General features: G+C 70.6%; 19 protein-coding genes. 9 read left to right on the plus strand and 10 right to left on the minus strand.

The window, feature by feature from the left end; genetic code table 11:
- Complete coding sequence (locus ABT304_RS03345; protein ID WP_350713332.1) at positions 1-1,374, plus strand: phenylacetate--CoA ligase family protein; 1,374 nt, start codon at positions 1-3, stop codon at positions 1,372-1,374.
- Here the strand turns inward: ABT304_RS03345 and ABT304_RS03350 are convergent.
- The 4 genes from ABT304_RS03350 to ABT304_RS03365 form a co-directional block, all read right to left on the minus strand.
- Positions 1,328-2,752, minus strand: coding sequence for an ATP-binding protein (locus ABT304_RS03350; RefSeq protein WP_350713333.1), 1,425 nt, complete (start codon positions 2,750-2,752; stop codon positions 1,328-1,330). The genes ABT304_RS03345 and ABT304_RS03350 overlap by 47 nt on opposite strands.
- A gap of 71 nt (positions 2,753-2,823) precedes the next feature.
- Positions 2,824-4,827, minus strand: a complete 2,004-nt coding sequence (locus ABT304_RS03355; protein WP_350713334.1) for a beta-galactosidase — start codon at positions 4,825-4,827, stop codon at positions 2,824-2,826.
- Complete coding sequence (gene pdxH / locus ABT304_RS03360; RefSeq protein ID WP_350713335.1) at positions 4,824-5,471, minus strand: pyridoxamine 5'-phosphate oxidase; 648 nt, start codon at positions 5,469-5,471, stop codon at positions 4,824-4,826. Before pdxH ends, ABT304_RS03355 begins: the two co-directional genes overlap by 4 nt.
- A 29-nt stretch (positions 5,472-5,500) precedes the next feature.
- A complete protein-coding gene (locus tag ABT304_RS03365) occupies positions 5,501-6,004 on the minus strand; it encodes a hypothetical protein (RefSeq protein WP_350713336.1) in 504 nt (167 codons plus the stop codon).
- A 105-nt stretch (positions 6,005-6,109) separates the two neighbouring features.
- Here ABT304_RS03365 and ABT304_RS03370 point away from each other — a divergent pair, with 105 nt between their 5' ends.
- Entirely contained in the window at positions 6,110-7,213 is a 1,104-nt protein-coding gene (locus ABT304_RS03370; protein WP_502890291.1) for a citrate synthase 2, read from the plus strand.
- Between the two features lie 68 nt (positions 7,214-7,281).
- Here the strand turns inward: ABT304_RS03370 and ABT304_RS03375 are convergent, their stop codons facing one another.
- Complete coding sequence (locus ABT304_RS03375; protein ID WP_350713337.1) at positions 7,282-7,761, minus strand: GNAT family N-acetyltransferase; 480 nt, start codon at positions 7,759-7,761, stop codon at positions 7,282-7,284.
- 43 nt (positions 7,762-7,804) lie between these two features.
- On the opposite strand from ABT304_RS03375, the gene serC reads away from it, so the two are divergent.
- A complete protein-coding gene (gene serC / locus ABT304_RS03380; RefSeq protein WP_350713338.1) occupies positions 7,805-8,920 on the plus strand; it encodes a phosphoserine transaminase in 1,116 nt (371 codons plus the stop codon).
- A 38-nt stretch (positions 8,921-8,958) separates the two neighbouring features.
- On the opposite strand, the gene ABT304_RS03385 is transcribed toward serC, so the two are convergent.
- Both ABT304_RS03385 and ABT304_RS03390 read right to left on the minus strand, forming a co-directional pair.
- A complete protein-coding gene (locus ABT304_RS03385; RefSeq protein WP_350713339.1) occupies positions 8,959-9,927 on the minus strand; it encodes an SMP-30/gluconolactonase/LRE family protein in 969 nt (322 codons plus the stop codon).
- A 10-nt stretch (positions 9,928-9,937) separates the two neighbouring features.
- On the minus strand, positions 9,938-11,227 hold the full coding sequence (locus tag ABT304_RS03390) for a class I SAM-dependent methyltransferase (protein ID WP_350713340.1): 1,290 nt from the start codon (positions 11,225-11,227) through the stop codon (positions 9,938-9,940).
- A 256-nt stretch (positions 11,228-11,483) separates the two neighbouring features.
- Here ABT304_RS03390 and ABT304_RS03395 point away from each other — a divergent pair, with 256 nt between their 5' ends.
- A complete protein-coding gene (locus ABT304_RS03395) occupies positions 11,484-11,855 on the plus strand; it encodes a DUF4267 domain-containing protein (RefSeq protein ID WP_350713341.1) in 372 nt (123 codons plus the stop codon).
- 12 nt (positions 11,856-11,867) lie between these two features.
- Here the strand turns inward: ABT304_RS03395 and ABT304_RS03400 are convergent, their stop codons facing one another.
- Entirely contained in the window at positions 11,868-14,666 is a 2,799-nt protein-coding gene (locus tag ABT304_RS03400; protein ID WP_350713342.1) for an FAD-binding and (Fe-S)-binding domain-containing protein, read from the minus strand.
- 151 nt (positions 14,667-14,817) lie between these two features.
- On the opposite strand from ABT304_RS03400, the gene ABT304_RS03405 reads away from it, so the two are divergent.
- Complete coding sequence (locus ABT304_RS03405) at positions 14,818-16,176, plus strand: MFS transporter (RefSeq protein WP_350713343.1); 1,359 nt, start codon at positions 14,818-14,820, stop codon at positions 16,174-16,176.
- A gap of 19 nt (positions 16,177-16,195) precedes the next feature.
- A complete protein-coding gene (locus tag ABT304_RS03410) occupies positions 16,196-17,155 on the plus strand; it encodes an ornithine cyclodeaminase family protein (protein ID WP_350713344.1) in 960 nt (319 codons plus the stop codon).
- Positions 17,156-17,273: 118 nt separating this feature from the next.
- Here the strand turns inward: ABT304_RS03410 and ABT304_RS03415 are convergent, their stop codons facing one another.
- On the minus strand, positions 17,274-18,206 hold the full coding sequence (locus tag ABT304_RS03415; protein ID WP_350713345.1) for an NUDIX domain-containing protein: 933 nt from the start codon (positions 18,204-18,206) through the stop codon (positions 17,274-17,276).
- Positions 18,206-19,438: a geranylgeranyl reductase family protein gene (locus ABT304_RS03420; RefSeq protein ID WP_350713346.1), complete on the minus strand. Its 1,233-nt coding sequence runs from the start codon at positions 19,436-19,438 to the stop codon at positions 18,206-18,208. Before ABT304_RS03420 ends, ABT304_RS03415 begins: the two co-directional genes overlap by 1 nt.
- A 127-nt stretch (positions 19,439-19,565) precedes the next feature.
- Between ABT304_RS03420 and ABT304_RS03425 the strand changes: the two genes are divergently transcribed.
- From ABT304_RS03425 to ABT304_RS03435, 3 genes are read left to right on the plus strand one after another with little or no spacing between them, the layout of a single operon-like run.
- Positions 19,566-20,624, plus strand: a complete 1,059-nt coding sequence (locus ABT304_RS03425; protein WP_350713347.1) for a FecCD family ABC transporter permease — start codon at positions 19,566-19,568, stop codon at positions 20,622-20,624.
- A gap of 16 nt (positions 20,625-20,640) precedes the next feature.
- Positions 20,641-21,609, plus strand: coding sequence for an ABC transporter substrate-binding protein (locus tag ABT304_RS03430; protein ID WP_350713348.1), 969 nt, complete (start codon positions 20,641-20,643; stop codon positions 21,607-21,609).
- Entirely contained in the window at positions 21,606-22,361 is a 756-nt protein-coding gene (locus tag ABT304_RS03435) for an ABC transporter ATP-binding protein (RefSeq protein WP_350713349.1), read from the plus strand. The genes ABT304_RS03430 and ABT304_RS03435 overlap by 4 nt, the downstream gene beginning before the upstream one ends.
- Positions 22,362-22,363: the final 2 nt, after the last annotated feature.

The following is a 22,363-nucleotide window of genomic DNA, read 5'->3' on the forward strand; positions in this document are numbered from 1 at the left end:
GTGAGCGAGACACAGGACCCGCTTGACCTGGCCGAATACACCCCGATGGCATCGGCCGCCCTCACCGACGGCGAACGCTGGCCGGGGCTCTCGGCTGCCGGGGAGGCTCGCCTGGCCGCCGCGGACGACCATCCCGCCGCACCGGTCTGGCGACACCGGGTCGGCCACCGGCTCACTCCGGCCGAGCAGGAGGCGGCCCGGTCACAGCTCCCGCTCGAGGGCTGGCTGGAGCAGCACCTGGCGGTGGCCCGGTCACTGCCTGCATACCGTCGGCATCAGGGGACGCTCGACACCCTCAGTGAGTTTCCGCTGATCAGCCGGCAGAACCTGGTCGACGACATCGGTGGGTTCGTGCCGCTGGACGCCGAATACGGGCGGATGCTGCACGGCACCTCCTCGGGGAGCACCGGCGCGGCCCTGGTCATGCCGGACGACCCCGACGAGCTGGCCCGTGGCTTCCACTGGCTGCGCGACCTGGTCGCCGGACTGACCGGCGGCTGGGCGCCGGATCCGGCTCGTTTCGCCGTGGTGCAGGTCGTGTGGCAGCGGCAGGCGTTCACGTACGTCTCGGTCGCACCCGGCTTCGGCGAGAGCCTCGTCGCGCGGGTGAACCTGCACCCGGGCGAGTGGCCTCTCGAGAGCCAGCGGGCGTTCCTCCGCGACGCCGACCCGCAGGTGATCTCCGGCCACCCCACCTCGCTGGAGCATCTCCTCGACCTCCGCGACGTCGTACGCCCGATCGCGATCATCTCCTCCGCGATGGCGTTGAGCGCGACGCTGCGCGCCGATCTGGAGCGGGCCTTCGAGTGCCCGGTGCTCGACGTCTACGGCCTGCACGAGACCCGGCCGGTGGCGGTCAGCACCGACGGCGGCCCGTTCGTCGTCGCCGACCGCCGGGTGCACGTCGAGATCCTCGGACCCGACGGCTCCGCACTCCCCGAGGGCGAGATCGGCGAGATCGTCGTCACCTCAGGTGAGAACCGCTTTCTGCCGCTCGTCCGCTACCGCACCGGCGACACCGGCCGCCTGATTCGCGTCGACGGCAGGCTCGCGATCGATGCCCTCGAGGGCCGCGAAGCCACTGTCTTCGTCACCCCGAGCGGCGCCCTGGTCCCCTGCGTCGACCTCACCCAGCATCTCCAGGACGCGGGCGCGCGCGGCTGGTCCGTCGAGCAGGCCGCCGACGGCACCGTCGTCGCGACCATCGCCGGCGGCGACACGTCCGTGGTGGCGGCACGCCTCGGCGCCATGCTCGGCCTGGACGTCACCGTCCGTCGCGTCGCGACCCTCGCCGACCTGGGCGAGGGCAAGCCCCGCCGCTACAGATCTAGCGCCACGCATCCAGAAGGTCGTCGGCAGTCCAGACCTTCGTGAAAGCCGCCTCCGGCTCGGCGCCGGCCGGGCAGACTCCGACCATGTCGGTGCGTGGATCGGCGCCCGGGACAGCGGTCGAGTCCCGCGCCAGCTGATGCCGGTCACGCTCGCTCAGCGGTTTGTCCGTACGCCACTTCACCGTGCCGACGAACGCGATCTGATGGGCAGGGCGCGTGTCGGCACCGACGAGGTCGATCTCGGGATTGTTGCTGCGTGGCCACCACCCGCCGACGGCCCGCACCTCCGGCCATTCCTCACGGCTGAGCCTGAAGACGGCGTCTCGTACGACCGGCTCGATCACACGTCCACGCCACGACGAGTAGCCGCCGCGCACTCGCGCGAGCGCCACATCGGGGCGGCCGGAGTCGACGTCGAGCAGCGACGGCTCGACGAAAGCGAGCCAGAACTTCAAAGCCGGATCGGCGATCCGGTAACGCCTGTCCTTCGGCGCGGGCTTGGTCGAGAGCGGCTCGTCGGCTGCTGTCATCCGTTTGTCCGCGAGCAAGGCCAAGGTGCGGGTCAGGGTCCCACTGACAGCGGTCGGGCCCAGGATGCCTCGCTGGATCGACGAGAAGGTCCGTTCACCCTGGCCGCCGATCGCCCTCAGCACCTGCCGGGCCGCACTTCCTTCTCCGAACTCGGAGTCGAGGATCCGGGACCCGTGGACCAGCAGCGCACTGGTGGAGTGGCTGAAGCTGTCCGCCAAGAAGTCGTCGAGGGACATCCCCGGCTCCCACTCCTGCGCCACGAGCGGCTGGCCGCCGGTCACCAGATGGGCGTCGAACGCATCGGTCCCGTGTGTGCCCGTCATTTCCGCGACGTCGCTCGGCGACAACGAGTGCAGCACCATCTCGGTCGCTCGCCCGTGAAATGGCTCCTCAGGACCAGTCAGCCGCTCCATCATCCCGAGATCGCTGCCGAGCAGAAGAAGAAGGACCGGTTTGCGGGACAAGTACAGGTCCCATGCGCGCTGCAGCTCGCCTCCCCCACCTGGGGTCGACTCCAGCAGCCACGGGATCTCGTCGAGGATGACCACCGATGGCCGGTCGTCGGGGAGCAAGGTCGCGAGCTGCTGGAGAGCGGTCGTCAGACTCTGCGCCGACATGCCACGGGCGAGATCGGCCATCGGTAGGTTCGAGGCTGCGATCGCCTCATGGAGCGTCGCCAGCTCTTGGGCCAGGGATGCCCCTCGGGCAGCCTGGAAGTGGACGTAGGGCACCCGTTGGCGGGCGACGAACTCGGCCGCCAGACGGGACTTTCCGACGCGACGCCGACCGCGGATCAACACCGCCACGCCTCGGTCGAGGCGCCTGCCGCGCGTGACGGCTGCGAACTCACGATCGAGGGCAGCCAACTCTCGAACTCGCCCCACGAACATCTGTACCCCTTACTCGCAGAGAATAGTTTCTCCCGTGATTGTATCGCGAGCGAGAGTAATCTTCGACGCTCTCAGCGATCCTCCCTGATGACCGCGACCTGACCCGCGCGGACCAGGTGCGGGCCGCCCTCGTTGCCGGAGAGCAGGTCGGCGCCGCGGACGGGGACGATGACCGGCTCGTGGGTGTGGTTGATGACGAAGACGTACGTCCCCTGCTCACCCACCCGCCGGATCGCCTCGATGCCCTCGGGGAGACCTCCGACGACCGGCTTGGTCGTGGTGAAGATCTGGGTGGCCAGGGTGTCGAGGGCGTCGGGGGTGAGCTCGGTGCCGACGTACCAGGCGGTGCCCTTGCCGACGCGTCGGCGCGTGACGGCCGGGTCGCCGGCGCAGTCGCCGGTGGCGTACGCAGCGACGACGTCGGCCCCGACGGCGCGGCCGCGCTCGCTCCAGATCGCGCCGGACCCGTAGGCGGTCAGCGGGATCTCGTCGCCCTCGGGAAGCGGGCAGAACTCCTCGATCCGCACGCCGAGGAGATCGGACAGCGCGCCCGGGTAGCCGCCCAGCCGGATGTGGTCGTGCTCGTCGACGATCCCGGTGAAGTAGGTGGCGACCAGGGTGCCGCCGGCCTCGACGAAGGCGGTGAGCCGGTCGACGGTCTCGTCGGCGAGCAGGTACTGGACAGGCAGAACGACGACGTCGTAGTCCTCGAGCGGGTCGGTCACACCCACGACGTCGACGCCGAGGTTGCGGGCCCAGCAGGCCTTGTGCCAGGCCCGGGTGGTCGCCATCGGGTCGACGTCGACCGACGGGTGCGAGTCGAAGGTCGCCGCCCACCACGAGTCCCAGTCGAAGACGATCGCGACGCTGGCCTGCTCCACCCGGCTTCCGGCGACCTCCGCGATCGCGGAGAGATCCGCCCCGAGGCGTACGACATCTCGCCAGAGCCGGCTCTCGGTGCCGGCGTGCGGAACCATCGCGGAGTGGAACTTCTCCGCTCCACCACGCGAGGCACGCCACTGGAAGAACAGGGCGCCGTCCGCGCCGCGCGCGATGTGCTGGAAGGAGTTGCGGCGCATCTCGCCGGCGGTCTTGGCGATGTTGCGCGGCTGCCAGTTGACCGCGGAGGTGGAGTGCTCCATCAGCAGCCACGGTGCGCCATGGGCCAGCGAGCGGGTCAGGTCGGCGGTCATGGCGAGCTGCGGGGTGCGGTCCTCGTCGGCGGCGTCGAGGTAGTGGTCGTTGGAGACGAGGTCCCCGACGTCGACCCAGCTCCGGTAGTCGAGCGACTTGCGGAAGCCCATGAAGTTGGTGGTCAGGGGCTTGTCGGAGTGTGCCCGCACCGCCGCCGCCTCGACCCGGTAGATGTCGCGGATCTCGTCGGAGCAGAACCGCAACCAGTCCAACTGCTGACCGGGGTTGGCGAAGTTGCCGTAGGAGACCTGTCGCGGCGGCCCGATCTGCTCCCATCTGGTGTAGCGCTGGCTCCAGAAGGCGGTCGCCCAGGCCTCGTTTAGCTCGTCCACGGCGCCGTAGCGGGTCTGCAGCCAGCGCCGGAAAGCCACCGCGCTGGCGTCGCAGAAGCAGTGGTCGTTGTGGCAGCCGTACTCGTTGTTGACATGCCACATCACCACCGCCGGGTGGTCGTCGTACCGCTTGACCAGCTCGGTGATCAGCGTCGTGGCGGCCTCGCGGTAGGCGCTCGACGAGGGACAGTACGCCTGGCGCGCACCGAACGCGCGCGGGTTGCCGACCTGGTCGACGAGCGTCGCCTCCGGATGACGCTCGAGGAACCACGGCGGCGGACTCGCGGTGGCGGTCGCCAGGTCCACGGCGATCCCGCCGGCGTGCAGCTTGTCGAGCACCCGGTCGAGCCAGCCGAAGTCATAGCTGCTCGGCTCCGGCTCCAGCAGGGCCCAGGAGAAGATCCCCACGCTGACCAGGTTGACCCCGGCCTCCTGCATGAGGCGTACGTCCTCGTCCCAGACCTCCTCCGGCCACTGCTCCGGGTTGTAGTCGGCGCCGTAGGCGATCCGCCCACCCAGAGCCCGGGTGACCTGCTCCATCCCGGTCATGGCGCAAGTCGCTCGGTGCGCCACTTCTCGCCCTCACGCCGGTAGACGAGTCGGTCGTGCATCCGCCCGGGACGCCCCTGCCAGAACTCCACCGCCTCCGGCTCGACCCGGTAGCCGCCCCACTCCTCCGGCACCGGAACCGGCTGGCCGTCGAACTGCGCCTCGATCCGCTCGTACGCCGCCTCCAGCTCCTCGCGTCCGGCGACGACCCGGCTCTGGGGGGAGGCGTGCGCACCGAGCTGGGAGCCGCGCGGGCGCTGGGAGAAGTAGGCCTCGACGTCCTCTCTGGAGAGCTCGCGGGCGAGCCCGTCGATGCGTACCTGCCTCTCCAGCGGATGCCACGGGAAGAGCACCGCGCAGCGCGGGTTGTGCGCGAGGTCGGAACCCTTGCGGGAGGCGGTGTTGGTGAAGAAGGTGAATCCCTCGGCGGAGAAGCCCTTCAGCAGCACGGTCCGCGACGAGGGCGCTCCGTCCGCCGAGACGGTCGAGACCACCATCGCGTTGGGCTCGACGATGCCCGCGTCCCGCGCCTCGGCGTACCACCTCTCGAACTGCTCGAACGGGTCTGCCGCGAGGTCGCCCTCGGTCAGACCACTGCGGGTGTACGACTCGCGCGCGGCCGCCAGCTCGGCTGAGAGATCCATGGTCTCAACCTACGACCCCACGCACGGACTCAGCCCATGAAGCCCTTGACCTGGGTCCCCGACTCGTCGAGCTTGTCGCCCAGCTGCTCCAGCGCCGAGCCGACCTTCGCCAGGAGCTCCGCGATCGTCTCCAGCGAGCCCGAGAGGTCGTCGAGCGCCGAGCCGGCGCCGCCGATCTCCTTCGCCGCGCTCGCGATCGACTTGGCCGGACCGTCTGCCATCGGCACACGGCCGAGACCCTCGGCGACATCGGCGAGCCGGTCGACGCCCTTGGTGATCGCAGCCGAGATCCCACCCAGCGAGGTGGCCACGTCGCCCAGCGTCCCCTTGACGCCGCCGGCACCGTCCCCGACCAGCACGGAGCCGGCCTCGCGGGCGCGCCCGCCGGCCTCCGCGAGGCCTTCACCGAAGGTGTCGAACAGCTTGGGCAGCCGCTCGATCGACGCCAGCACGTCCTTGTTCTCGGTGATCAGCGTGATCACCTTGTCGATGTCCTTGGCGTTGAGGCCACCGACGAGCTTCCCGAGGTCCATGGGGGCGACAGTAGCGGCGCGCTCCCTACCATGGCCGCTCCCCACGCCCGGGTCGAAGCCAGGATGCGGCACAATGCCCGTGACAGCAGAGGAACGGAGAAGGCAGTGAGCCAGGTACAGCACGGTCTCGAGGGCGTCGTGGCCTTCGAGACTCAGATCGCGGAGCCCGACAAAGAGGGTTCGGCCCTCCGCTACCGCGGGGTCGACATCGAGGACATCGTCGGGCGGGTGCCGTTCGAGAACGTCTGGGGCCTGCTGATCGACGGCTCATACGGCCCCGGCCTGCCGCCCGCAGAGGCCTACAACCTGCCGGTGCACACCGGTGACGTACGCGTCGACGTCCAGGCCGCCATCCCCATGCTCGCGCCCGCCTTCGGGTTCGGGCAGACCTACGACATCTCCGACGAGCAGGCCCGTGAGGACCTCGCCCGCGTGGCCGTCATGGTCCTTTCGTACGCCGGCCAGTCGGCCCGCGACATCCACCTGCCGATCGTGCCGCAGCGCGAGGTCGACAAGGGCAAGACCCTGGCCGAGCGCTTCCTGATCCGCTGGCGTGGCGAGGCCGACCCCGCCCACGCCCACGCGATCGACGCCTACTGGTCCTCGGCCGCCGAGCACGGCATGAACGCCTCCACCTTCACCGCCCGGGTGATCACCTCCACCGGCGCCGACGTGGCCGCGGCCTTCTCCGGCGCGATCGGCGCGATGAGCGGGCCCCTGCACGGTGGCGCGCCCTCCCGTGTGCTCGGCATGATCGAGGACGTCGAGAAGTCCGGCGACGCGGCCGCGTACGTCAAGGGTCTCCTCGACTCCGGCGAGCGGCTGATGGGCTTCGGCCACCGCGTCTACCGCGCCGAGGACCCACGTGCGCGCGTCCTGCGCCGCACCGCCCGCGAGCTCAACGCGCCCCGCTACGAGGTCGCCGAGGCCCTGGAGAAGGCGGCGCTCGAGGAGCTCCGCGCCCGCCGCCCCGACCGCGTCCTGGAGACCAACGTCGAGTTCTGGGCCGCCATCGTCCTCGACTTCGCCCAGATCCCGGCCAACATGTTCACCTCGATGTTCACCTGCGCCCGCACCGGTGGCTGGTCCGCCCACATCCTGGAGCAGAAGAAGACCGGGCGCCTGATCCGCCCGAGCGCCATCTACACCGGCCCCTCCCCCCGCCCTGCCGACGCAGTCGAGGGCTGGAACGCCGACTGGGCGAAGTAGACGCCTGATACTCGAGGAACCGACCGGCTCCAGCCGGTCGGTTCCTGCGTTGTGGGGTCGGTAGCGGGTCAGCCGTCGAGGCGCTTGGCCATGCAGACCACGAGGTCGTCGTCCTTGTAGAAGCCGAAGGGCTCGACGTCCACATAGCCCTTGGCTGCGTAGAGACCGATGGCCTCGTGCTGGAGGCCGCCGGTGGTGAGGACCATGGCCTCGAAGCCGTCGCTACGGGCTGATGCCTCGACGTGGGCGAGCATCCGCTTGGCGAGCCCCTGGCCCTGGGCCTCGGGCACGACGTACATCCGCTTGACCTCGGCGGTCACCACGGTCCCGAGGGCGGGCTCGCCGGAGCGTCGCCAGGCGCCGGAGGCGACCGGGACGTCGTCGAGATAGCCCAGGAAGTACGCGCCCGCGGGCGGCTCGAACATCTCCGGCACGGTCGGGTCGTGGTCGGGTTCGCCGTAGCGTTCGACGTAGAACTCCTGGACCCGGTCGACCAGTTTCTGAGCATCAGGGTGGTCGTACGCGACCCGGCGAATCTCAACAGACACGTCGGTATTCTGGCCGATGCCCGCGACTTGCGAGAATGGGTTTATGACGCTGCAGATCCCCGCCGACCTCCTGCCCGCCGACGGACGTTTCGGGTCCGGGCCGTCCAAGGTGCCGGCCGGCCGCCTGGAGGCGCTCGCCGCGACCGGGGTGTCGGTGATGGGGACCTCTCACCGGCAGCAGCCGGTGAAGGATCTCGTCCGCCGTGTGCAGACCGGGCTGGCCGACCTGTTCTCCCTGCCGGAGGGCTACGAGGTCGTCATCGGCAACGGTGGCTCGGTGGCGTTCTTCGACCTGGTGACGTACGCCCTGGTGCGCGAGCGCAGCCAGCACGCCGTCTTCGGGGCGTTCGGCAAGAAGTTCCTCTCCGCGGCCAAGGCGGCGCCGTGGCTGGCCGACCCGTCGGTGATCTCGGCCGATCCGGGGTCGCTGGCCGCGCCGGCGTACGAGTACGACGTCGATGTCTACGCCTGGACACACAACGAGACCTCGACGGGCGTGATGGCTCCGGTCGTACGTCCGGCCGGCGCGGGCGCGGACCAGCTCACCGTCGTCGACGCGACCTCGGCCGCCGGCGGGCTGCCGCTCGAGGTGACCCAGAGCGACGTCTACTACTTCGCGCCGCAGAAGTCGTTCGCCTCCGACGGCGGTCTGTGGCTGGCCCTGCTCTCCCCCGCCGCGATCGCGCGGGCCGAGGAGATCGCGGCGAGCGGCCGGCACATCCCGTCGTTCTTCTCGCTGACCGAGGCGATCAAGCAGTCCCGCAGCGCGCAGACCGTCAACACCCCCGCGGTCGCGACGCTCTTCCTGATGGCCGAGCAGCTCGACTGGATGAACTCCTCCGGCGGGCTGGACGCGATGGTCGCCCGCACCACCGCCTCCTCCGACGCGCTCTACACGTGGGCCGAGAAGGCGCCGCACGTCCGCCCGTTCGTGGTGGACCCCACCCACCGCTCCCTCGTCGTCGGCACCGTCGAGCTCGACGCCGGCATCGACAAGGACGAGCTGCGCCGCGTGCTCGCTGAGAACGGCGTCGTCGACCTCGACGCCTACCGCGGTGTCGGCAGCAACCAGCTCCGGATCGCGATGTACCCCTCCGTCGACGCCGCCGACATCGAGGCCCTCACCGCCTGCATCGACTGGGTCGTCGACCGCCTCTGATCCGTCGAGTCGGCTCGTCATGACGAGCCGGCTCGACGTCAGGTGCGCTTGCGGAAGATGAAGTACGCAGCGACAGCGAGCGCCACCAGGGCGATCGGCCCGGCGGAACCGCCGTCATCCGCACCCTCGTCCCCGCCGTCGCCCTTGTTCTCCGGCTCAGCCTCGTCCGGGGTCGGGTCGGTGGTCGGATCGGCGGTCGCGGACGGCTCGTCGCCGAGCACCTCACCGACCAGCTCGGGGTCGACCCGGATCACCTCGGCGCGGATGCCCTCGCTGGTCACGACCACCTCGCCCTTCGAGGTCACGCCGATGGCCTCGCCCTGCTCCTGGTCAGGGGTCCGGAACGAGCCCACCCGGTCCATCGAGGGCCAGGCATAGATCGTGGCGGAGTAGTAGCCGCGTACGACCAGGTGCTTGCCGTCGGGGAAGAAGGCGCCGTCGGTGGCCATCGGGATGACCGGGGCGACCTCCTTCAACCGGTTCGGACCGTCGGGGTCGAGGCGCCTCGGCACGGCGTAGAGCCGCCCGCCTCCCCAGTCCTTCGTGGCGACGAAGACCCGGCCGTCGGGGTGGGCGAGCAGGGACTCGGCGTTGTGCGGCCCGTCGGGATAGACGAGCTCGTAGACGGTCGGGGAGACCGTGCGCTCGCCCCGCCCGACCCGCACCTTCGCGATCCTGATCGAGTCCCAGACGCTGTTGTTGTCGCCGATGTCGCCGACCCAGACGTGGTTGCCGCCGGCAGGAGCGAGACCTTCGACGTCGACCGGGTCGGCCGCCCAGTGGGTCACGCCGACCGTGTCACCGCTCGAGTCGACGGTGAAGACGCGCCCGCTGTCCCCGGAGTCGTTGGTGGTGGCGTACAGACCCTTGCCGAGCGGCGTCAGCGCGCTGGCCTCGCTGATCGTCGGGTCGGAGAAGGCGAAGAGCACGTCGTCGCCCGCGGCGCTCGCGGGCACGGCCGAGATCAGCACCAGCCCGAGTGCGCCCGCGGCGACGACCGCCTTCATCGCCCGGATCTCATCGCTCGGCGCTTCGCGCCGTTACTCCCTCGCTCGGCGCGAGCGGACGAGCAAGCTCGCCGCTCGACCTCGCTCCGGTCGTCTCCGCGAGCAGCTCGCCGAGCTTCGGACGTACGCCCCATTCGGCCACGAGCTCGTCGTACTCCTTCTTCACCGAACCGCCCTTGACCGGCGAGCCGGTGCGGATCGCGCGGAGCATGGTGTTGCGCGGGGTGTGCTGGCTCTCCACGAACTGCACGACCTCGACGCGGTAGCCGGACAGGCGCAGCAGGCTCGCGCGCAGGGCGTCGGTCAGCGTGTCGGCGAAGCGCTCGCGGAGGATGCCGTGGCGGGTGAGCATGGAGTAGGGCGCCGGAGTCGGGGCCTTGCGCAGCTGGGCCGCGATGTCGTGGTGGCAGCACGGCGCGGCCAGCACCAGCGGCGCCTCCCACTCGATCGCCCGGGCGAGGGCGTCGTCGGTGGCGGTGTCGCAGGCGTGCAGAGCGAGCACGACGTCGGGCTTCTCATCGAGCTGTACGCCCTCGATCGTCCCGGCCACGAACTCGGCATGCACCCCGAGCTCGGCCGCGATCTTCGAATTGTGCTCCCGGGACTGCTCTTTGACGTCGACGCCGGTGACGACGACGGGCAGCTCGCGGACCTCGGTGAGGTAGCGCTGGGCCGCGAAGGTCAGGTAGCCGTTGCCGGCGCCGAGGTCGATGATCCGCAGCGGCTCCTCGGCGGTGGGCGTGCGGACCTTACCGGACTTCATCGCGTCGGTCAGGGCGGCGTCGAGCTGGCGGAGGAACTCCTCGACCTGACGGTACTTCGCCTGGCGTGACGGCTTCAGCCTGCCGTCCTTGTCCGAGAGCCCGAGCACCCGGAAGACCGGGTCGGACTCCGGCAGCAGTCGCTCTTTTGCCTGGTCATGGCCGCGTTCGGCCTCGACCGGAGCGGTCAGCTCCGTGGTCGAGACGAGTGCCGTCGTCGGCGACTTGGCCTGGATCTGGGTCTGCTCGGTCGCGGTCGTCACGACCCAGTTGGCGAACGGTACGTCGAGCAGATCGTCCAGCGCGGTCGGGTCGCCCACCGGGTGGTTCGCGGTGAACGCCTGGGTCGCGTCGTACGTCGTGATCTGCAGGTGTCGTCCGGCCTTCAGGTCGACGTAGCGAATCTCGGCGCGACGCCACTTCGGTGCGCTGCCACGTTGCTTGCCGGACGCGACCGCCTTGACCAGCTGGTCGGGATCGAGGATCACCGACCGCATCCGATTCAGCGCCCGCAGCAGCGGTTCGGACTCCCTGCTCAACTCAGCACCCCAGCAATGACGACTACCAGCAGAAGGGCGACCAGCGCGCCGGGAATGATCATTCGGCGGTAACGCGGGTTCACCGCTTCAGTCTAGGCGCGGCCCGGGTGCCAACACCCATCGCCGCAACCGTCTCAGGCGGCGAGCGGGGCGACGGCCCGAGCCTCCGCCGCAAAGATCTAGCGACGCTAGACGTAACCGACTCTGTGATCTAGCATTGCTAGAAAATCTTGCATAGACAATCTAGGGAGCGGAAATGCTGTACACCATCGGAATGGTCCTGATCTGGATCGTCGTCCTGGGGATCATCTACATCGGCGTGATGTACCTCCTGAGGAACGAGGCCAATGCAGCCGGCTTCGGCCTGCCGGTCCTTCCCGCCGCCGAGGCCCGCGCGTGGTGGCAACTCAAGGGCGTACGCGACATCGCCAGCGGCCTCGTCCTGATCCCGCTGATCTTCGTGGAGCCCGACGCCGTGCCCTGGGTGGTCCTCGTCGAGGCCATGATCCCGGTCGGCGACATGCTCGTGATCCTCGGCAACCGAGGGAGCAAGGCGCGCGCGTTCGGGGTCCACGGACTCACCGCGGCCCTGATGCTCGTCGCGGTGGCGCTGCTCTGGCTGGGCTGATCCAGCCGGGCGTCAGACGCGTGAGGCGAAGAGCTCGGCGAGGTGCATGGTGGGGACCGAGGCGAGGTCGTCGAGCTGGACCCGGCACGACATCCCGTCGGCCAGGATGACGGCGTCGGGGTGTGACCGGACAGCCGGGAGCAGGTGGGTCTCCGCGACCGCGACCGACACCTCGTAGTGCCCCTCCTCGACCCCGAAGTTGCCGGCCAGGCCGCAGCAGCCGGAGACCCGGGTGACCTTCGCACCGGCCTGGGTCAGCAGCGCCTCGTCGTCGACCCAGCCCAGGACGGCGTGCTGGTGGCAGTGCGGCTGGGCGACGACCTCGACGCCGGTCAGGTCGGGCAGTGTCGCCCTCCCCTCGCCCACCAGCCGCTTCACCAGCTCGGCGAAGGTGAGCATCCCGTCGCGTACGACCTCCGCCTCGGGCAGCGCCGAGAGCTCCACCGAGTCCGACCGCAGCGTCGCGGTGCACGAGGGCTCCAGGCCGACGACGGGGACGCCGGAGGCGACATAGGGGGCGAGCGTACGCACGGTCTTCTCCATGATCTTGCGCGCGTCATCGAGCTGGCCGGTGGTGATCCAGGTGAGCCCGCAGCAGGCCTTCTCGCCGATCACGCGGACGGTCAGGCCCTGGGACTCGAGCCAGGCGATCGCGCCATGGCCGGACTGGGCGAAGAAGTGGTCGGTGAAGGAGTCGGCCCAGATCCACACGTCCGGGGTCTCCGGGAGCTTCGCGGTCGGCGCCGACCGCTTCAGTGTCTTCGGTGCGAACGCGGGGATCGAGCGCCGCTGGTCGATGCCGGCGGTCTTCTTGGCGATCTTGGCGAGCGGCGAGATCTTCAGCGACGCGTTGGCCATGCCGGTGAACGGCGCCGCGAGCCGCGCCCACTTCGGCAGCTGCCCGAGAAGAGCGTGCGATCGCGGCCGCCGCTCCCCGAGTACGTCGTGCTTCTGGTAGAGCGCCTCGGACTTGTACGTCGCCATGTCGATGCCCGTGGGGCAGTCGGACGCACACCCCTTGCAGGCCAGGCACAGGTCGAGCGCCTCGCTCACCGCGGGGTCGCCGAGCCCACCGACGAGCGACCCGTCGAGCGCCTCCTGGAGCACCCGCGCGCGTCCACGGGTCGCGTCCTTCTCCTCGCGGGTCGCGAGGTAGGAGGGGCACATCACGCCGGCGGTCTTCGGGGCCACGCACTTGCCGACGCCGGTGCAGCGGTGCACCGCAGCACCCAGGTCACCGGAGTCGTGGATGAGCCGCAGGCCGGTCCGGGGAAGGGCGCGGGGTCGCACCGGACGCAGGTCGTCGGTGATCGACGCGGGCCGCACGATGTTGCCCGGGTTGAGCAGCTCCGAGGGGTCACAGATGCCCTTGACCTGCTCGAAGAGATCGATGGAGGTGGAGTCGTACATGATCGGCAACAGCTCCGAGCGCACCCGCCCGTCACCGTGCTCGCCCGACAGCGAGCCGCCGTAGGTCACCAGCTGCGTGGCGCACGCGGTCATGAACTCGCGGAACACCTGGGCCGACTCCGGCGCGTCCGGCGCGAACGGGAAGTCGATGCGGCAGTGGATGCAGCCGTCGCCGAAGTGGCCGTAGGGGTAGCCGTGCAGGCCGAAGGACTCCAGGATCCCCTCGAAGTCGCGCAGCCAGGCACCGAGATGCTCCGGCGGGACCGCGGCGTCCTCCCAGCCGGAGTGGGCCGGCGTGGGCAGCGAGACCCCGGCCAGCCCGGCACCGTCCTCGCGGATCCGCCACAGCGCGGCCGCCTCGAGCGGATCGACGACCACTCGCGACTCGAGTGCGCCCGACTCCGCGGCGATACGTTTCACCAGGTCAGGGGCATCCTGCCCGGCGACCTCGACCATCAGCCACCCGGCCCCCTTGGGCAGCTCCGGCACCGCGCGGCCCTTGGCGCGCACCAGGTCGGCGATCCGGGCGTCCATCCCCTCGCAGGCGATCAGCCGCCCCGGCGCCACCTGGAGGAGCGCAGGCACCGCGTCGGCGGCCTCCGCCATCGTCGGGTAGCCGAGCACCAGCAGCAGCCGCCCGGGCGAGTCCTCGACGAGCCGCACGGTCGTCTCCAGGATGGTCGCCAGGGTGCCCTCGGTGCCGGCCAGGAACCGGTCGACCCGGCCGCCCTTCTCGGGCAGCAGGTGCTCGAGCGAGTAGCCGGAGACCTGGCGGCCGAACCGGCCGAACTCGGTCCGTACGTGACCGAGGTTGGCGCCGACGAGCGCCTGGAGCCGCTCCGCCGTCGCCCCCGTCGAGACGCCGTCGGCATAGGTCGCCTGCTCGCCGTTGCCGAAGAGCACGGTCAGCGCCTCGATGTTGTCGACGGTGCGGCCGTAGCCCAGCGCCCGGTTGCCGCAGGCGTTGTTGCCGATCATCCCGCCGATGGTGCAGCGAGTGTGGGTGGACGGGTCGGGTCCGAAGCGCAGTCCGTGGGGAGCAGCGGCCCGCTGCAGGTCGGCGTGCACGACGCCCGGGTCGATCCGCGCGGTCCGCGCCTCCGGGTCGATCTCGTAGATGGTCCGCAGGTCCCGGGTGTCCACGACGATCCCGGACCCGACGGCGTTGCCGGCGATCGAGGTGCCCGCACCTCGCATCGTCGCCGGCGCCCCGGTCGCACGGGACACCGCGTGCACCGCGAGCAGCTCGTCGCGGGACTGCGGCCGTACGACGACGGAGGGCACGACCCGGTAGAGGCTCGCGTCGCTGGAGTAGAGCGCCCGGGCCAGCGGCGAGTCGTCGACCCGGCTGATCCCCTGGTTGCGCAGCTCATTCACCAGATCCGAGGCAGTCGCATTCACCCGCTCATTGTCACAGACCTCAGCACGGTCACCGGTCAGCGCCCACCGTCGGCGACCACAACCCGAACCCGTCTCATTGAGCGATATTCGACTCTCATATAATGGGACGGCCCGCGAGAGCGCGGGCCCTTCCAGACCTCGGAGAGAGACCATGTCCGCCACCCCCGCACCGGCCAACCCGCGCTCGCGCGTGCTCGTCGCCAGCCTCGTCGGCACGACGATCGAGTTCTACGACTTCTACGCGTACGCGACCGCAGCCGTCCTCGTCTTCCCCGCCCTCTTCTTCCCGGCCGGCGACCCGACCACGGCCCTCCTGGCGAGCTTCGCCGTCTTCGGCGCGGCGATGGTCGCCCGCCCGGTGGGCGCGATCTTCTTCGGCCACCTCGGCGACCGGCTCGGCCGCAAGACGACCCTGGTCATCTCGCTGCTCACCATGGGCATCGCGACCTTCCTGATCGGTGCGCTCCCGACGTACGAGACGGTCGGCTGGGTCGCGACCGCGCTGCTCGTGCTGATGCGCCTGGCCCAGGGCTTCGCGCTCGGCGGCGAGTGGAGCGGTGCCGCCCTGGTCGCGACCGAGAACGCCCCCGAGGGCAAGCGCGCGATCTTCGGCACGTTCCCGCAGCTCGGCGCGCCGCTGGGCTTCATCCTCTCCAACGGCCTGTTCCTGGCGATCGCGGCGCTGCTCTCCGCCGAGGGTGCCGACCCGACCAAGCCCTCCGACGCCTTCCTGGCGTGGGGCTGGCGGGTGCCGTTCCTCTTCTCCGCGGTCATGGTCATCGTCGGTCTGTGGGTCCGGCTGCGCCTGGTCGAGAGCGACGTGTTCACAAAGAGCCAGGACGCCGGCCTGGTCCGCAAGGTCCCACTCGCCTCGGTCGTGCGCAACCAGGGCAAGCAGCTGGTCCTCGGCACCTTCTTCATGCTGGCGACGTACGTCCTCTTCTACCTGATGACCGCGTTCTCGCTGTCGTTCGGCACCACCGGCACGGACCTCCCGGTGCCCGGCCTGGGCTACGGCTACACGACCTTCGTGCTGATGCTGATCTTCGGCGTGATCTTCTTCGGCATCTTCACCATCGTCTCCGGGCCGCTGGCCGAGCGCTTCGGCCGCCGCCGGCTGCTGATCGCGGTCACCCTCGGGATCATCGTCTTCGGCCTGGCCTGGGTGCCGCTGGTCAACGCCGGCACCGTCGGCGTGCTCCTCTGGCTCGTCCTCGGCTTCTCCCTGATGGGCCTCACCTTCGGCCCGATGGGCGCGCTGCTGCCGGAGCTGTTCCCGACCAGCGTGCGCTACACCGGCTCCGGCATCTCCTACAACGTCGCCTCGATCCTGGGCGCCGCGGTCGCGCCGTTCATCGCGGTCGCGCTGTGGAAGCAGGCCGACGGCTCGCCGGTCCTGGTCGGCGTCTACCTCTCCGTGATGGCCGTGATCACCCTGATCTCGCTGGTGATCGGCAAGGAGACCAAGGACGTGGCGCTCGAGGAGACCCCGGAAAAGACCTCCGTCTGACGGGTCTACGGTGGGCGGGGTGACCGTCAGGATCCTCTCCGCCACCGACGTACGCAGCATCTTCACGCCCGAGCTCGCCCTGGAGTCCCAGCGCGAGGCGTTCACCCGGCTGGGAGCCGGGGAGGCCGTCCAGCCTCCCCGGCTCCTCGTGCCCGGGCCGGACGAATCGGTCTCGTTCTGCTACTCCTCCCGGATCGCTCGCGACGCCCCCGCGGTGAGCAAGTTCGGCAGCGTCAACCCTTCGAATGCGGCCCGTGGCCTCGGCGCGGTGCACTCGGTCATCACGGTCCTCGACGCCGAGACCGGCGCACCGCGCGCGATCATCAACGGCGACAGCGTCACCGGTCTGCGCACCTCGGCCGCGACCACCCTTGCCATGCAGCAGGTCGCCCCCGACGCCCGCAGCGTGCTCGTCGTCGGCACCGGCGCCCAGGCCCGGGCCCACCTCGCGGCCTTCGCCGTGACCCACCCCGACGCCGACCGCCGGGTCTTCGGCCGGAACGCGGCCGCCGCCAGCGAGCTCGCCGCCGAGCACGGCGCCACCGCGACGGCAGACCTGGAAGAGGCCGTACGCACCGCCGACATCGTCGTCCTCTGCACCTCGTCCCTCACCCCGGTGATCGAGGACGCCTGGGTCGCCGACGGCACCACCGTGGCCAGCGTCGGCTCCTTCGCCCCCGACCGCGTCGAGCTGCCGCCGTCGCTGCTGTCGCGCTCCACGGTCGTGGTCGACTACCGCCCCTCGGCACTGACCGACTCCGGCCCCGTCGTCGAAGCCGTCGCCTCAGGGTCGGTCGATGCGGACCGGATCGTCGACCTGGGCTCGCTCCTGACCGGCAGCGCCTCCCTCGACCGTCGATCAGGCGGCCCCGTCACCTACCTCTCCGTCGGCGTCGGCATCCAGGACGCGGCCGCGGCAGGAGTGATCCTCACCGCAGCCGAGGAGCGAGGCGTCGGCATCCTCGCCGATCTCGACTAGTGGCCACGCGCTGCGTCCCTGCCGAGTCGGCGCAAACTGACCAAGATCCATGTCGAGTCGGCGCGTCATGACGCGCCGACTCGGCGGTGATCTCGGTCAGGACGAGCCGAGTCGGCAGCTAGGCCGTTGCTTCGGCGGACAACGCGGCCTCCACCACGTCGAGCAGCGGCAGCGTCGCCAGCTCCTCACGGCTCACCCAACGTACGTCGTCGGTGGTGCCGTTCTGCTCGACCACCCGCGGTTCAGCGCCGTCGGCGACCGTCGCGGCGAAGATCAGGTGGACGCCGTGGAACTCCTCGTGACGACCGCTGGGGGCGGTGCCGGTGATGTTCACGTCGTGTACGTCGAGCAGAGCGCCGACCTCGCAGGTGAGCCCGCACTCCTCGACCACCTCGCGCATCAGCGCCTCGCGCGGCTGCTCGCCGAAGTCGACCCCGCCACCGGGCAGCGTCCACGTGCCCGAGTGGTAGCCGAGCGGCGAGATCCGGGTGAGCAGGATCGCGTCGTCGGAGGGACGGGTGATGAAGGCGTACGCGGCCAACCGCTGCATCCGGGACGGCTTGTGCACCTCGAGGGCGTCGGTGACCAGCGGAGACGTCGGGATCTCGCCACTCGTCACCGCTGCCAGGGGCAGCCAGGCCGCCTCCGCTGTGGACCCGTCGACCTCCATCGTCTGCGGCTCGGGAGCGTCGTGAGGAACCCAGCCGTCGTAGACGATCCGGATCGCGTGGGAGTTGACCCGCCGGCCCAGCCGCCAGGCCTTGGCCTGGTGGACCGAGTAGACCCGCGCCTCGACGCCGACCTCGACCGGCACCCCGGCCTCCTCGTAGACCTCGCGCACGACCGCGTCGCGCGGGTCCTCGCCGTGGTCGATCCCGCCGCCGGGCAGCGTCCAGCGCTCCTCCGGCGTCACCTTCTCCGAGAGCCGGCTGAGCAGGATCTCCGGCTCAGCGGCCGCGCCTGCCCGGATGATGACGGCGTACGCCCCCACCCGCTGCACCTTCGGAAGCTTCCGTCGCCGCCCGCTGCGGCCCCGATTCCGCGTCGCCATCAGCTGAACGGGGGTCGGGAGTCGAGAGCCAACGACCGGCGACCGGCCCAGCGCCACACCTTGGCGGCTCGGTCGCGATCCTCGTCGGTGACCAGGTTGCCCATCCACCGAAGGGCCAGCGTCATCAGCCAGTCGGAGCGCATTCCTGCAGGTCCGAGGGTGGATACCAGGCGCGGACGGGTCGCGATCCCGGCCAGACGGCGGGCGACGGAGAACGCCTCGCCGTAGTGCTCACGCAGGGTCGCCGGCCAGGCTGTGGCCAGGTCCTCGCCCGCGATCAGCGCGTCGGCGACCATCCGTCCGGTCTCCAGGCCGTAGTCGATCCCTTCGCCGTTGAGCGGGTTCACGCACCCGGCGGCGTCACCGATCAGCGCCCAGTTGGCGCCGGCGACACCGGAGACGGCACCACCCATCGGCAACAGCGCGGACTTCTCCGCCCGCAGCTCACCCGTGAGCCCGAACTCCTCGCGGCACTGCTCGGTGTAGTGCCTCATCAGCGGCTTGATCGCGACGTCCGCGGGCCGCTTCGACGTGGCCAGCGCACCCGCGCCGATGTTCACCTCGCCCGACCCGAGCGGGAAGATCCAGCCGTATCCCGGCAACGCCTCACCGGACTCGTCACGCAGCTCCAGGTGGGAGGAGATCCATTCGTCATCGGCCTGGTCGGAGGCGATGTAGGCCCGTCCGGCGACGCCGTAGACGGTGTCGCGGTGCCACTCCCGGCCCAGCACCTTGCCGAGCGACGAGCGCACGCCGTCGGCCACCACGACCGACCGGCAAGTCACCTCGTGACCGCCCTCGAAGATCACCGCAGCAATCCGGGCACCATCCCAGCGCACGTCGACCGCCCGCACCCCGTCGACCGCCGTCCCGCCGGACTTGATCGCCACGGTGCGCAGATGATCGTCCAGCTCGGTCCGCGGCACAGCGGAGCCCCACGACGGCAAGGTCCCGCCGGGCCAGGGCAGGTGCAGCGTCTGCCCGAAGCCGTGCGCCCGCAGGCCCTTCGAGACCGGGTGCGCGCGCAGCCAGTCCTCCAGCCCGAGCCGGATCAGCTCGTGGGTCGCGCGCGGGGTCAGCCCGTCACCGCAGGTCTTGTCACGCGGGAAGACGGCGGCGTCGGTCAACAGGACATCGACCCCGGCGCGCGCCAGCCAGGCCGCCGCGGCCGAGCCCGCAGGCCCCGCCCCCACGACGAGCACATCAGCTGACTGCGGAAGGGACGACGTCATGCGCATATCTTCCCAGAACCGGCCAACGGCCCGCGAAAGAACCCTCACCTCCGGCCAGCCCCGGCCTCTGCTAGGTTATTGCAAGTTCTTCGCAATAGCCCGGATGCAGTCTCGGAAGGCCCCCCACGTGCACGACCCTCTCGGCGTACGTCGCCGCCGCCGGCGCGCCGTCATCTGGCTCCTGGGCCTCCTCGCAGCCGCCGCCGCGACGGTCGTCGTGGCGGTCGGACTGGGGGCTGCGTACGTCACTCCAGGGACGGTCGCCCAGATCCTCGGCCACCACCTCCTGGGCCTGCCCGAGGCCGGCTGGAAGGCCACCGAGGAGGCGATCGTGTGGAAGGTACGCCTCCCCCGCGTGCTCCTCGGCGCGCTCGTCGGCGCGGGCCTGGCCGTCACCGGCATGGCGCTGCAGGCGATGGTCCGCAACATGCTCGCCGACCCCTATCTGCTCGGAATCAACTCCGGCGCCTCCAGCGGCGCCGCGGCAGCGATCCTCTTCGGCGCGGGCACCGGCCTGGGGGCGTACGCCCTGCCCGGCTCGGCCTTCCTCGGCGCCCTGGCGGCCTCGTTCCTGGTGTTCGCGCTCGCCCGCAGCGGCGGCAGGGTCACGTCGCTGCGGCTGCTGCTCTCCGGCGTCGCGGTCGGCTATCTGCTCTACGGCCTGACCAGCTTCCTGATCTTCGCCTCGGGCTCGGCCGAGGGCGCTCGGTCGGTGATGTTCTGGTTGCTCGGCTCGCTCGGCCTGGCCCAATGGGACGGCCTGCTGGCCGTCGTGGCCGCCGCGGTGCTCACCACCACCGTCCTGCTGACCCTGTCCGGACGCGGCCTCGACGCGCTCGCGATCGGCGACGAGACCGCCCACACCCTGGGCATCTCTCCCGACCGCTTCCGCACCCTGCTGCTGGCCCTCGTGGCGTTGACCGTGGGCGTGGTCGTCTCGGCCGCCGGCAGCATCGGCTTCGTCGGCCTGGTCGTGCCCCACCTCGCCCGGCGTGCCGTCGGCTCCGCACACTCGGTGGCGATCCCGGCCGCCGCCCTCATGGGCGCGATCCTGCTGGTCTGGGCCGACGTGCTCGCCCGTGTGCTCCTCCAGCCCCAGGAGATCCCGATCGGGATCGTCACCGCGCTCCTGGGCGCCCCGTTCCTCATCGTCCTCATCCGACGCTTCTCGGCGCGCGACGTCTGACCATCAAGGAGCCGAAATGATCCGCCCCATGCTCGCCACCGCCGCCCTCGTGCTGGCTACGACCACCGCGTGCGGCGCCGACGCCGCCGGCGACGAGGCCACCGCCGATGGCTTCCCGGTCACCCTCGAGAACTGTGGCGCCGAGGTCATCTTCGACGCTCCGCCGGAGCGCGTCGTGATGCTGAAGAGCTCCGCGGTGCCCTATCTGCACGCGCTCGGCGTGATGGACCAGGTCGTGGCCAGGGCCGGCGACTATCCCGCCGACTACTACGACGCCGAGACCCAGGCCGAGCTCGAGGACATCCCGCTGCTCACCGACGAGATGGACACCAGCGGTCACCTGCAGATCTCCAAGGAGGTCGTGATCGCCGAGGAGCCCGACCTGGTCCTCGGCGAGGTCGACAACCTCTCCCGCGACACCCTCGACGCCGTGGACATCGACCTCCTCGAGGAGCCGGCGATGTGCCCCGAGGGCGTCGACGACCCCGGCTTCGACGACGTCTACAGCCAGCTGGAGGCCTACGGCAAGGTCTTCGACCGCGAGGACGAGGCCGCCAAGGCTGTCGCTGACCTGCGCAAACGCGTGACGGAGCTGGAGAAGCAGAAGGTCGGCGAGGGACGTACGGCGGCGGTGCTCTACCCCACCGTCGGCGGCGGCGTGACCTATGCCTACGGCACCAGGTCGATGGCCCACCCGCAGCTGGAGGCGGCCGGGTTCGAGGACGTCTTCGCCGACGTCGACGAGCGCGTCTTCGAGGTCTCGACCGAGGATCTCCTCGAGCGCGACCCCGACGTGATCATCCTGCTCCACAACGCCGGCGACCCGAAGCAGGTCGAGGAGTCGATCACCCAGCTCGCCGGCGCCGAGGACCTCACCGCGGTCAAGAACGGCGACGTGATGGCGCAGCTGTTCAACTTCACCGAGCCGCCCTCCGCCCTCTCCGTCGACGGCCTCGAGCGGATCATCGACAGGTTCGGCCGGTGATCGAGGCAGCGGGCCTGTCCTGGACGTACGGCACCACGACGATCCTCGAGGACGTCGATGTCGCCTCCCACGAGGGCCGGGTGCTCGGTCTGATCGGCCCGAACGGGAGCGGCAAGACGACCCTGCTCCGGCTGCTCTACGGCGCCCTCCAGGGCACGGGCACCGTCGAGATCGACGGCGACGACCTCGCCGGGCTCCCCGCCAAGCAGGTCGCCCGGCGCCTCGCCGTCGTCGTCCAGGAGTCCGGCACCGACACGACGCTCACCGCCGGCGAGATGGTCCTGCTGGGACGTACGCCGCACCTGTCCGCCTTCGCCAGGGCCGGCGAGCACGACCTGACGATCGCGGCGGAGTGCCTGGAGCGGGTCGGCGGGACCCACCTCGGTCCGCGTTCGTTCGCCGCTCTCTCCGGGGGCGAGCGGCAGCGGGTGCTCATCGCCCGGGCGCTGGCACAGGAGGCGACCCACCTGCTGCTCGACGAGCCGACCAACCACCTCGACATCCGCTACCAGCACGAGATCCTGTCCCTGGTGCGGAAGCTCGGGACGACGGCCGTCGTCGTGCTCCACGACCTCAACCTGGCAGCGCGCTACTGCGACGACCTCGTGCTGCTCGACCGGCGCGGCGTCGCCGCCCGCGGCACCGTCGACGAGGTGCTCCGGCCCGAGATCCTGGAGCCGGTCTACGACATCGGCATCGAGCGGCTCGAGCTGCGCGAGGAGATCCACCTCCTCTTCCGTCCGTCGGCCTGACG

This window comes from Nocardioides sp. NPDC000445 (assembly GCF_040300245.1).
In the GTDB taxonomy this organism is placed as follows: Bacteria; Actinomycetota; Actinomycetes; order Propionibacteriales; family Nocardioidaceae; genus Nocardioides.